Here is a 10,863-nt window from a genome sequence, read left to right on the forward strand (position 1 = left end):
GCACGGACCAAGCTCGGGTGCGGATCCGGCGCGGAGCTAGCGCGGCTCGGCGGTTTCCAGGGGCAGGCCGGCGGCGCTCCAGCCATCGGTGCCCTCCGGATACCAGGACACGTTGCCATAGCCATAGCTCAGGGCGCGCTTGGCCGCATTCCACGACATCCAGCATTGACGCTGGCAGAATAGCACCAGCGGGCGCATCCGATCACCGCCGGTCGCGGCCGCGAGCCCGCTTTTCAGATAATCCTCGGTCTCCGGCGCCAATGCGCCGAATCCGGTGTTCGGCAGCCAGAGGCTGCCGGGAATGCTGGCGTGCGGCGCATCGCGCCACAATGTGCCCGCCGGCAGGTTGGCGGGACGGGGCGGGCGCGGCAGCACGTCGATGAAGACGGCGGCGTGATCCCGCCACAGCGTCTCCGCCTGCGGCGTGGACAGGACCCGGGCGCCCGCCAGCGTGGCTGGGGTGGGCGCGCGGTAGGCGTCGAGCCGATAGCCGGCCGGCTCCTCGGGCGGCAGGGCTGCCCCGTCGCCTCCGGGGCCGGGTTGGGCCAGGGCGGGCACGGCGGCGAATACTATCGCCCAGCCCAAGGCGCGCCAAAGGCGCGGACGGGCGAAGGCGCGTGCGCCGCGCGCGGTCATGGCGTTCTGCCGGGCCGGGGCTGACCGGGCTGGGCTGGGCCGGGCTGCGGCGGGGCGACGGCGGTGATGACCTGGTTCTCGTCGTCCAGCAGCGGCACGCCATACTCCAGCAGGACCTTGTCGATGTCCGCCTGGCGTTTGCGGAGGATCAGGTTGAGCGTCTGCTTCCAGTCATGGTCGGTGGGGCGTACGCCGGCGGTGATGCGATAGGACAGGTCCGGCCGCTCCGTATCCTTGACCAGCGGGATGGCCTTGAGGCCCGGACCCGCCTGCTTGGCGAAATAGCCGCCCGTGGGCCCCCAGAGCAGGGCGCCGTCGATGACGCCGCCCTTCAGGTCGGCGATCATCGCCTCGCCGGGGGATTCGAACCGGCGGTCCACGAGCAGCGAATAGGTCTTCGCATCGGCGAGCAGGCCGGCGGCGAGCAGGTGGTCGGCCGGCGGCGTCGCGGCCACGACGCCGAGCTTGCGCCCCTTCAGGCGCGGATCGGCGAGGCTGTCCACGGGGGCGAGGGGGCCGTCGGACTTCACCACCAGCACATAGACCGAGGTGTAATAGGGATTGGTGTGCAGCACCGGGTCGGCGCCAGCGGCATAGCCGATCACCACGTCGCACAGGCGCATGGACAGGCTGTTGCGCACGAACCCCGGTCCCTGCGGCATCCAGTAATAGCGGACCGGCACTTTCAGCTCGTCCGCCACGATCTCGGCGATGCGATTCTCGAAACCGGCTTCCTTGCGGTCGGAGAACGGCATGTTGGCCGGGTCGGCGCAGACCCGCAGGCTGTCGTCGGCGACCGAATTGGGGATCTGCTGCGCCCGCCCGCCGGCGGGGGCGAGCAGGAGCACCGCGGCGGGCAGGGCGGCAAGGACGGCGGCAATCCGCCGTCCTGCCGACCGGCGCCGATGGGCCTCGGCCCGCGGGCGCGGATCATTCTCCAAGGCAGGCCTTTTCCGCATCGATCGTCGCCTGGCTCTTGTTCTCGCGCTTGCCGGGGCGCACGCGACCGAGCGCGTCGTCGGAGCGGGCGCGGAGATAGACGTAGATGTCGTCAAGATAACACATGACGTTCTTGTTCAGGCCGAGGCTGGGCATGACTTTTTCGTTGCCATTGCCCACGTTCTGCCGGCCCTCGATGACGATGGCCTGGAATTTCTCGTAATCGAGATGCTTCAGCGAATCGAGCAGGGCCGGCGCATAGGTGGAGCCCATGCCGTCCGGCCCGTGGCACACGTGGCATTCGGAATGATAGCGCCGGTAGCCGGAATAGGTGAACCAGTCGACGGTTCCGTCCGGCTTGATGCTGTAGGTCGGATTTCCCTTGGCGTCGAAATATTTGCCGTCCTCGTCCTTGACCGCCTTGGGATCGTCGGCGGCGAAGGCCCGGTTGGCGGGGCCGAGATCTGCGATCTGCAACGTTGCAATGGCGGCGAAGGTGAAAATAGCCGCTTTTCGATTGAGGAATGACAGCACGCGCGCTCTCCCGAAGGGCGAGATGGGAGATGGGGTGCGAGCCCGTCGAAACGCTGTCCAGCCGATGGTGGTCAAAACGGTTCCGGCTCCCGGGCTTGCACCTCACCAGATGAAGGGCTGGCGCGACATGATCGCGCCAGCCCGTGCTCTGTGGTGATGGTGGTGGGACGCCGTGGCCTAGGGCAGCGTGAACACCGTCAACTGGCCGCCCAGGGCGGTGTAGCTGCTCAGGGCGGCGTAGCCGCCGACGGCGCCGAGGCCGGCGTTCGGGTCGGTGAGGCCGGCTGCGAGGCCGATGCCCGCCCAGCCGCCGACGCCCGAGAGGACCGCCACGTACTGCTTGCCCTTGTGGGTGTAGGTCATCACGTTGCCGATGATGCCCGACGGGGTCTTGAACTTGTAGAGCAGCTTGCCGGTCTTGGCGTCCACAGCCTTCAGATAGCCTTCCAGCGTGCCGTAGAAGACCACGCCGCCGGAGGTGGCGAGCGCGCCGGACCACACCGAGAACTGCTCGGGGAGGGACCAGACGATCTTGCCGGCCTTGGCGTCCCAGGCCACGAAATTGCCCATGCCGCCGTGGCTGTTGGGGGCGGGATACATGGACAGGGTGGCGCCCACATAGGGCTGGCCGGGGGTGTAGCTCACCTTGAAGGGCTCGTAATCCATGCACACGTGGTTGGTGGGCACGTAGAACAGGCCGGTCTCGGGCGAGTAGGCGGCGGGCTGCTGGTCCTTGGTGCCGAGGGCCGCCGGGCAGACGCCGGACGTGTTGACGTCCTCGCCATTATGCTCGGTGGAATATTTGGCCACGACCAGCGGGCGACCGTAGGTCTTGCTGTTCTTGTCCATGTCCACCTTGGTGGCCCAGTTCACCGCGGGGTCGAACTTCTCGGCCACCAGCAGTTCGCCGGTCTTGCGGTCGAGCGTGTAGCCGAAGCCGTTGCGGTCGAAATGCACCAGGGTGGGGCGCATCTGGCCGCCGATCTGCTGGTCGCTGAGGATCATCTCGTTGACGCCGTCATAGTCCCATTCGTCATGGGGCGTCATCTGATAGACCCACTTCGCCACGCCGGTGTTCGGATCGCGGGCGAAGATGGAGAGCGACCACTTGTTGTCGCCGGGGCGCTGCTTGGGGTTCCAGGTGGAGGGGTTGCCGGTGCCGTAATAGAAGGTGTCGAGCTGCGGGTCGTAGGCATACCAGCCCCAGGTGCAGCCGCCGCCGATCTTCCACTGGTCGCCCTGCCAGGTCTTCAGGCTCGAATCGACCCCGACCGGCTTGCCGAGCTCGGTGGTCTTCTCCGGATCCATCAGCATGTCCTTGTCCGGGCCCATGGAATAGGCGCGCCAGACCTGCTTGCCGGTGTTCATGTCGTAGGCGGTGACGTGGCAATGCACGCCGAACTCGCCGCCGGAGATGCCGACGATCACCTTGTCCTTCACCGGCAGGACGGTGGCGGTGTTGGTCTCGCCCTTCTTCGGATCGCCGTTGACCACCGACCAGAGGACCTTGCCGGTCTTGGAATCGAGCGCCACCAGGGTGGTGTCGGCCTGATGCAGGAAGATCTTTCCGTCCGCATAGGCAAGGCCGCGGTTGACCGTGTCGCAGCACATCACGGGAATGACGTTCGGGTCCTGCTTCGGCTCGTACTTCCAGAGGATCCTGCCTTCGTTGTTGAGGTCGAGGGCATAGACGATGTTCGGGAAGGGCGTATGCACATACATCGTCTCGCCGACCACCAGCGGCGAGCCCTCATGGCCGCGCAGCACGCCGGTGGAGAAGCTCCAGGCGACCTGCAGCTTGCCCACGTTCTCGCTGTTGATCTGCTTCAGCTTCGAGAAGCGCGTGTTGGCGTAGTCGCCGGTCTGGAGCGCCCATTGGTTGGGGTCTTGTGTCAGCTTGAGCACACTGTCGTTCGCGCTGGCGCTAAGCGTCCAGCTACACGCTAATGCAATAACCGCGGCGGTAAACTTGCGCATCCGGGCGTCCTCCAATGCTCGACAGCGCTGACCGAAGCAATTGCAGCGCCTGCGAGTTCTTTTTTGCCTTGGGGATTGTCATGGCTTCGGAACGAAGTCCTCTGGCCAACTCGACTGGGACCGCGCGTCGTGGGGGACCGCGCTTCGCCAGCCTTTGCGTTCTTGCACGAAAGGCAGCACACCCGCCCGCAGGCTGATCAGCTGCCTCCCATACATGCACACCTCTACGCCAAAGATGTGAAAAACATAAGCCAAGTTTTCAGGCGAAGCAATACGCAAATGCCGCTTCATCTGTTCTCATAACTACATTCGCAGTGCACAAGAAACCGCCTGCAATGCGCGCATCGCACAATAAGAAAAATGCGGTTAAATGTTACTCCCACTCCAGATCGTGGAATGTGGTGACGGCATTGCGCGGGTTGAACTCGTCAAACAAGGACCATTCCCCGGCCTCCGACGCGGCGGAGCCGCCGGCCTCCGTCATGGGGCGACCTTGCTGGATCAGGTGCCGCACATCGGCAACGAGGCGCCGGAGATAGCGCTCGGTCGGGAGCGCGGCCTCCGGCCAGGACAGGGCGGCAGGTCCGTGGCCCGGAACGACGCGTGTCGCTTCGCGCTGCTTCATCCGGTCGAGCAGCGCGATCCATTTCAGCGCGTTGCCGTCAAGAGCGGGCACATGGCCGGCAAACAGCAGGTCGCCCAGGAACCAGGTGCCGGTGTTGACGTCCATGACCGTCAGGTCCGTGCCGCTATGGGCGAGCGGCCAGGCCTCCAGCAGCAAGGGCCGGTCACCGAGATCTAGGGTCAGCGTGTCGGTAACGAGGCGGGTCGGCGGAACAATGCGGGTTCCGGCGAACGCCTCCTCTCCCATCAGTTCGCGGGCCTTGGCCAGATAAACCACCTGGCGCGCGGCGAGGGCCTCCGGCAAGGCGGCATGGCCGACGAACTCCGTCCCGTCCTCAAGAAAAGCGGCGTTGCCGAGCACGTGGTCGGGATGCACATGGGTATTGATGACGTAACGGATCGGCACGCTGGTGCGCAGGCGGATGGCGGCCCGCAGTCCCGCGCCGGCCCGCAGGCTGCCGCCCGTGTCGATGACCGCCACGGCATCCCGCCCGATGATGAAGCCCGCATTGCCGATGAAGCCGAGATTGCGCGGCGTGGCGAGCTGGTAGGGCGCCATGTGGACGAACACGCCCGCCGCCACCTCGGTCACCGGTGTCGGAAGGATTGCATTCTGTGCGTGTGCATCATCGGTGCGTACGTCATTCGTGCGCGGGTCTTCCGCGCGCACGGAGCCGCCCGGCGCCAGCAGGCCGCAGGCGATGGCGGCCCAAATCAGGAGGGCGAGGCGCCGTATGCCGCTGCGAGAGGTTGAGCCCGTGGCGCCCTCCATCCTGCCGCTCCACCGGACAGCCTGCGCCGGGGGGACCGCAGCGATGGTGCACCGATCCGCTTGCGGCGGCTAGCGGGGTGTCACGCCAGCCGCAGGCGCGCGGAGTGGCCGTCATCGGATGACGGGCCGCTGCTCAGGCCGGGGCCTGCCGAACACTCGCCTGGCCTTGCGTGGCGCGCATGCCGGGGCGATTTCCGCGCCCCCCGGCTCTTCCGCAGGCGCGCCACATGGCTTAAGTGCGGCCCCAACGCTCCCTTCAGGCCCTGTGACAAGTATGATTCGTCTCGACAGCATCAGCAAGCAGAACGGCAAGCAAATCGTCTTCATCGAGGCCTCGGCGGCCTTGCTGAAGGGCGAGAAGATCGGCCTCGTTGGCCCCAACGGGGCGGGCAAGACGACGCTGTTCCGCATGATCACCGGGCAGGAGCCGCCGGACGAAGGGCAGGTCTCCGTCGATCGTGGCGTGAGCATCGGCTATTTCAACCAGGACGTGGGCGAGATGTCCGGCCGCAGCGCGCTGGCCGAGGTGATGGACGGCGCAGGTCCCGTCAGCGAGGTCGCGGCCGAGCTCCGGGAGCTCGAGGTCGCCATGGGCGATCCCGACCGCATGGACGAGATGGAGGCCATCGTCGAGCGCTACGGCGAGGTCCAGGGGCGTTTCGAGGAACTGGGCGGCTATGCGCTGGAGGGCCGGGCGAGCGAAGTGCTGGCGGGCCTCGGCTTCAGCCAGGAGATGATGGACGGCGACGTGGGCAAGCTGTCCGGCGGCTGGAAGATGCGCGTCGCGCTGGCCCGCATCCTGCTCATGCGCCCCGATGTCATGCTGCTGGACGAGCCGAGCAACCATCTGGACCTGGAAAGCCTGATCTGGCTGGAGGCCTTCCTCAAGGGCTTCGAGGGCGCCTTGATGATGACCTCGCACGATCGCGCGTTCATGAACCGGATCGTCACCAAGATCATCGAGATCGACGGCGGCTCGCTCACCACGTTTTCCGGCGATTACGAATTCTATGCCCAGCAGCGGGCGCAGAACGAGAAGCAGCAGCAGGCCCAGTTCGAGCGTCAGCAGGCGATGCTGGCCAAGGAAATCCAGTTCATCGAGCGCTTCAAGGCGCGCGCTTCCCACGCGGCCCAGGTGCAGAGCCGGGTGAAGAAGCTGGAGAAGATCGACCGCGTCGAGCCGCCCCGCCGCCGTGAGAGCGTGTCGTTCGAATTCCAGCCGGCGCCCCGCTCCGGCGAGGACGTGGTCAGCCTAAAGAACGTGCACAAGAGCTACGGCGCGCGCGCGATCTACGAGGGGCTGGACTTCAGCGTCCGCCGCAAGGAGCGCTGGTGCATCATGGGCGTCAACGGCGCAGGCAAGTCCACGCTGCTGAAGCTGGTGGCGGGCTCGACCCAGCCGGATGCCGGGACGGTCGCGGTAGGCGGCAGCGTGAAGATGGGTTATTTCGCCCAGCACGCCATGGAAGTGCTCGATGGCGAGCGCACCGTCTTCGAGACGCTGGAGGATGCCTTCCCCCAGGCCGGGCAGGGCTCGCTGCGCGCCCTGGCCGGCTGCTTTGGGTTCTCCGGCGACGACGTCGAGAAAAGGTGCCGCGTGCTGTCCGGCGGCGAGAAAGCACGCCTCGTGATGGCGCTGATGCTCTACGATCCGCCGAACTTCCTGGTGCTGGACGAGCCCACCAACCATCTGGACATGGGCACCAAGGAAATGCTCATCAACGCCCTCGCCAGCTATGAAGGCACCATGCTGTTCGTCTCGCATGACCGGCATTTCCTCGCCGCGCTGTCCAATCGCGTGCTGGAGCTGACGCCGGACGGCATCCACCAATATGGCGGCGGCTATACCGAATATGTGGCGCGCACCGGCCAGGAAGCCCCCGGCCTGCGCAGCTGACCTATGGCACCGCGTCGCGGGCATCAGGAGACCGACCGCATGATCACACTGCTGGGCAAAGCGTCGTCCATCAATGTCCGGAAGGTGCTCTGGCTGTGCGAGGAGCTTGACCTGCCGGTGGCGCATGAGGCGTGGGGCTCGGGCTTCAGGTCCACGCAGGCGCCGGAGTTCCTGGCGCTCAATCCCAACGGGCTGGTGCCGGTCATCCGGGACGGCGCGCACGTGCTGTGGGAGAGCAACACCATCTGCCGCTATCTCGCCGCGCGCGAGGGGCGGGCCGATCTGTTGCCGGCCGATCCGGTGGGGCGTTCGCGGGTCGAGCAATGGATGGACTGGCAAGCCACCGACCTCAACGCTTCCTGGCGTTATGCCTTCATGGCCCTGGTTCGGCAGAGCCCGGCCCATGCCGATCCGGCTGCCGTGGCCGACAGCGTCGGCGCCTGGAACCGGCACATGGCGATCCTCGACGGGCAACTGGCGAAGTCCGGCGCCTATGCCGCCGGGCCGCACTTCACGCTGGCCGACATCGTGCTCGGCCTTTCTGCCAACCGCTGGTTCATGACGCCCATGGCGCGGCCGCATCTGGCGGCGGTGGAGGCCTATTACGAGCGGCTCTCCGGGCGCCCGGCCTTCCTGCATCACGGCAGGAACGGGCTGCCCTGAGGCGCGCCTTCACGCATCAGGCGGGCGGTGCGCCGTCGATCCGGGCGAAATGGCACGCGGCCGCCCGGCCGGGAGCCACCGGCCGCAGCGCCGGTCGCTCCACGCGGCAGCGGTCCTCCGCGATGGGGCAGCGGCCGTGGAAATGGCAGCCCGGCGGCGGTGCGAGCGGGGAGGGCAGTTCGCCGCGAATGGGCTTGAAATGCACCTGCGCCCCATCCTCAAGCACCAGCTTGGGCACGCTGTCGAGCAGCGCCTGGGTGTAGGGATGGCGCGGATCGGCATAGACGTCCGCCGCCGGGCCTTCCTCGACGATGCGGCCGAGATACATGATCGCCACCCGGTCGCACAGGTGGCGCACCACGCTGAGGTCGTGGGAGATGAACAGCAGCGTGAGGTCGAGTTCCCGCCGCAGCTTCAGGAACAGGTTGAGGATCTGCGCCTGGATGGAGACGTCGAGCGAGGCCACCGGCTCGTCGCAGACCAGCACGTCCGGCTGCATGGCGAGCGCCCGGGCGATGGCGACGCGCTGGCGCTGGCCGCCGGAGAACTGGTGCGGGTAGCGGCCTGCATAGTCGGGGTCGAGCCCCACCTGCTCCAGCCAGTTGCGCACATAGGACAACGCGTTCGCACGGCTGACGAGACGGTGGTGCACGGGGCCTTCCATCAGCGTGTCGCCGATGCGCATGCGCGGGTCGAGCGAGGCGAAGGGGTCCTGGAACACCATCTGCACGCGCGTGGTGGTCTTGCGCGGGTGGGCGCCGCCGGTCATCACCGCTTGGCCGGCGATGGCGATGCGTCCGTCGCTGGGCGGCAGGATGCCGGCCAGCATGCGCCCGAGCGTGGTCTTTCCGCAGCCCGATTCCCCCACGAGGCCGAGCGCCTCGCCCTTGCGCAGCGCGAGGTCGATGCCGTCCACCGCATGGACCGTCCGCCGCTCCATCGTGCCGCCCAGGGCCGCGACGATGCGGTCGCCCAGGGGCAGGCTGGGCGCGAAGCGCCGGCTGACGCCGGTGGCGCTGACGAACGGGGCCTCGTCGTGCGGCGGGCTGGCGGCGGGGCGGCTCATGCGGCGGCCCCCAGTGGGAAATGGCAGCGATAGGCGCGGGCGCCGACAGCGGTTTCCGGCGGCTCGGCCGCGCAGAGCGCCTGCGCGCCGGGGCAGCGCGGCGCGAACGGACAGCCGGGCGGCAGCCGCAGCAGAGAGGGCGTGGTGCCGGGGATGGACCTCAGCTCGGTGCCGGCCGTGGCGGTGGCGGGCAGGGATTCCAGAAGGCCGCGCGTATAGGGATGGCGGGGATCGCGCAGCACCTGCGCCGTCGGCCCGCTCTCCACGATGCGCCCGGCATACATGACGGCGATCCGGTCGGCCATGGAGGAGATGGTCGCCAGATCATGGCTGATCCAGATGAGCGCGGTGCCTGTCTCGCGCGCCAGCGACTTCATCTCGGTGAGGATCTGCGCCTGGATCGACACGTCGAGGGCGGTGGTGGGCTCGTCGGCGATCACCAGCTCCGGGCCGTGCAGGAGCGCGATGGCGATGGCGATGCGCTGGCGCATACCGCCGGAGAATTGATGCGGATAGGCCTCGAGGCGCCGTGCCGGATCGGGAATGCCCACCCGGCTCAGCACGTCGATCAGCCGTCGCTGCGCCTCCGGGCCGGAGAGGCGCTGGTGCGCGCGCAGGGCCAGCCGCATCTGATCGCCGACGGTGAGTACTGGATTGAGCGTCATGCTCGGATCCTGGAACACCATGGAGATGCGCTTGCCGCGGATCGCCCGCAGCGCGGCAGGCGCCATGCCGATGAGGTCGCGGCCCTCCAGTTTCACCGTTCCGCCGGCGATGCGGCCGGGCGGGTCGATCAGCCCGATCAGCGAGAAGCCGGTGACGCTCTTGCCCGAGCCGGATTCGCCCACGAGGCCGAGGATCTCTCCGCGCCCGACGGAGAAGGATACGCCGTTGACCGCCTTCACCACCCCCTCGCGGGTGGCAAAATGGGTGGAGAGATCGATCACCTCCAGCAGCGGCGTGGTCATCGCTTCAGCCTCGGGTTCAACTGGTCGCGGATCTGGTCGCCGACGAGGTTGACCGAGAAGATCAGCACGATGAGCGCGACGCCCGGATAGATGGAGATCCAGTAGCGGCCCGACAGCATGTAGGGGAAGCCGTTGGCGATCAGCATGCCCAGCGAGGGCTCGGTGGGCGGCAGGCCGACGCCGAGGAAGGACAGCGTGGCCTCCAGCGAGATGGCGCTGGCAATCTGCACCGTGGCCACCACGATGAGCGGCGGCAGCGCATTGGGCAGGATATGGCGCAGCACCACCCGCCAGGCGGGCAGCGGCGTGGAGAAGGCCGCTTCCACATAGTCCTTGTGCCCCTCGGCGGATGCCGCGCCGTGGGCGGTGCGGGCGAAATAGGCATATTGCGCGGCCACCAGCGCCACCACGAGCTGGCTCTTGCCCTGGCCGAGCAGCGCCGCCAGCACGAAGGCGAGCAAGATGGCCGGGAAGGACAATTGAAGATCGATGAGGCGCATGATGAAGGCCTCCGTCCGGCCGCCCACATAGGCCGCCGTGGTGCCGACACCGGCGCCCAGGACTAGGTGGTGTGGACAGTTACCTGATCCACAGGACGATGGCAGCGATTGTGACGATGGCGAGGTAGTTTCGCGCGGTCTTCTCGAAGCGGGTCGCGACACGCCTGAACTGCTTGAGCTTGGAGAAGCAGCATTCGATCAGGTGGCGCTGAGCGTAGAGGTGCCTGTCGAGGCTATGCTTCCTGGCGCGGGATGGATTGGACGGGATGACCGCCTGCGCGTTCCTT

The 10,863-nt window shown here is 67.4% G+C and carries 10 protein-coding genes and 1 pseudogene; 2 read left to right on the forward strand and 9 right to left on the reverse strand.

What is annotated here, in order from left to right; all coding sequences use genetic code 11:
* Nucleotides 1-36 precede the first annotated feature (36 nt).
* From YU1_RS0106255 to YU1_RS0106275, 5 genes are all read right to left on the reverse strand, one after another.
* Entirely contained in the window at nucleotides 37-636 is a 600-nt protein-coding gene (locus YU1_RS0106255; protein WP_084539696.1) for a PQQ-dependent catabolism-associated CXXCW motif protein, read from the reverse strand.
* Nucleotides 633-1,595: a quinoprotein dehydrogenase-associated putative ABC transporter substrate-binding protein gene (locus tag YU1_RS0106260; protein WP_029003338.1), complete on the reverse strand. Its 963-nt coding sequence runs from the start codon at nucleotides 1,593-1,595 to the stop codon at nucleotides 633-635. Before YU1_RS0106260 ends, YU1_RS0106255 begins: the two co-directional genes overlap by 4 nt.
* Nucleotides 1,567-2,061 carry a c-type cytochrome, methanol metabolism-related gene (locus YU1_RS0106265; protein ID WP_425339136.1) on the reverse strand — a complete coding sequence of 165 codons (495 nt, stop codon included), beginning with the start codon at nucleotides 2,059-2,061 and terminating at the stop codon, nucleotides 1,567-1,569. The genes YU1_RS0106260 and YU1_RS0106265 overlap by 29 nt, the downstream gene beginning before the upstream one ends.
* A gap of 225 nt (nucleotides 2,062-2,286) precedes the next feature.
* On the reverse strand, nucleotides 2,287-4,086 hold the full coding sequence (xoxF5, locus tag YU1_RS0106270; RefSeq protein ID WP_035714054.1) for a lanthanide-dependent methanol dehydrogenase XoxF5: 1,800 nt from the start codon (nucleotides 4,084-4,086) through the stop codon (nucleotides 2,287-2,289).
* Between the two features lie 373 nt (nucleotides 4,087-4,459).
* A complete protein-coding gene (locus tag YU1_RS0106275) occupies nucleotides 4,460-5,302 on the reverse strand; it encodes a quinoprotein relay system zinc metallohydrolase 2 (RefSeq protein ID WP_245263240.1) in 843 nt (280 codons plus the stop codon).
* Between the two features lie 454 nt (nucleotides 5,303-5,756).
* Here YU1_RS0106275 and YU1_RS0106280 point away from each other — a divergent pair, with 454 nt between their 5' ends.
* On the forward strand, nucleotides 5,757-7,379 hold the full coding sequence (locus tag YU1_RS0106280) for an ABC-F family ATP-binding cassette domain-containing protein (RefSeq protein ID WP_029003342.1): 1,623 nt from the start codon (nucleotides 5,757-5,759) through the stop codon (nucleotides 7,377-7,379).
* A 39-nt stretch (nucleotides 7,380-7,418) separates the two neighbouring features.
* On the forward strand, nucleotides 7,419-8,042 hold the full coding sequence (locus tag YU1_RS0106285; RefSeq protein WP_029003343.1) for a glutathione S-transferase family protein: 624 nt from the start codon (nucleotides 7,419-7,421) through the stop codon (nucleotides 8,040-8,042).
* A 16-nt stretch (nucleotides 8,043-8,058) separates the two neighbouring features.
* Here YU1_RS0106285 and YU1_RS28235 read toward each other — a convergent pair whose 3' ends face one another.
* From YU1_RS28235 to YU1_RS0106305, 4 genes and pseudogenes are all read right to left on the reverse strand, one after another.
* A complete protein-coding gene (locus tag YU1_RS28235; RefSeq protein ID WP_035714056.1) occupies nucleotides 8,059-9,108 on the reverse strand; it encodes an ABC transporter ATP-binding protein in 1,050 nt (349 codons plus the stop codon).
* A complete protein-coding gene (locus YU1_RS0106295; RefSeq protein ID WP_029003344.1) occupies nucleotides 9,105-10,076 on the reverse strand; it encodes an ABC transporter ATP-binding protein in 972 nt (323 codons plus the stop codon). The genes YU1_RS28235 and YU1_RS0106295 overlap by 4 nt, the downstream gene beginning before the upstream one ends.
* Nucleotides 10,073-10,639, reverse strand: a pseudogene (locus YU1_RS28240) (ABC transporter permease); the annotation flags it as partial. The pseudogene YU1_RS28240 and the gene YU1_RS0106295, both read right to left, overlap by 4 nt.
* Before the next feature lie 16 nt (nucleotides 10,640-10,655).
* Nucleotides 10,656-10,863, reverse strand: a 208-nt coding sequence (locus YU1_RS0106305; protein WP_029003346.1) for an IS5/IS1182 family transposase, incomplete at its 5' end; no start/stop codon positions are given.

Origin of the sequence: Azorhizobium doebereinerae UFLA1-100, from assembly GCF_000473085.1 — a bacterium.
GTDB classification, from domain to species: Bacteria; Pseudomonadota; Alphaproteobacteria; order Rhizobiales; family Xanthobacteraceae; genus Azorhizobium; species Azorhizobium doebereinerae.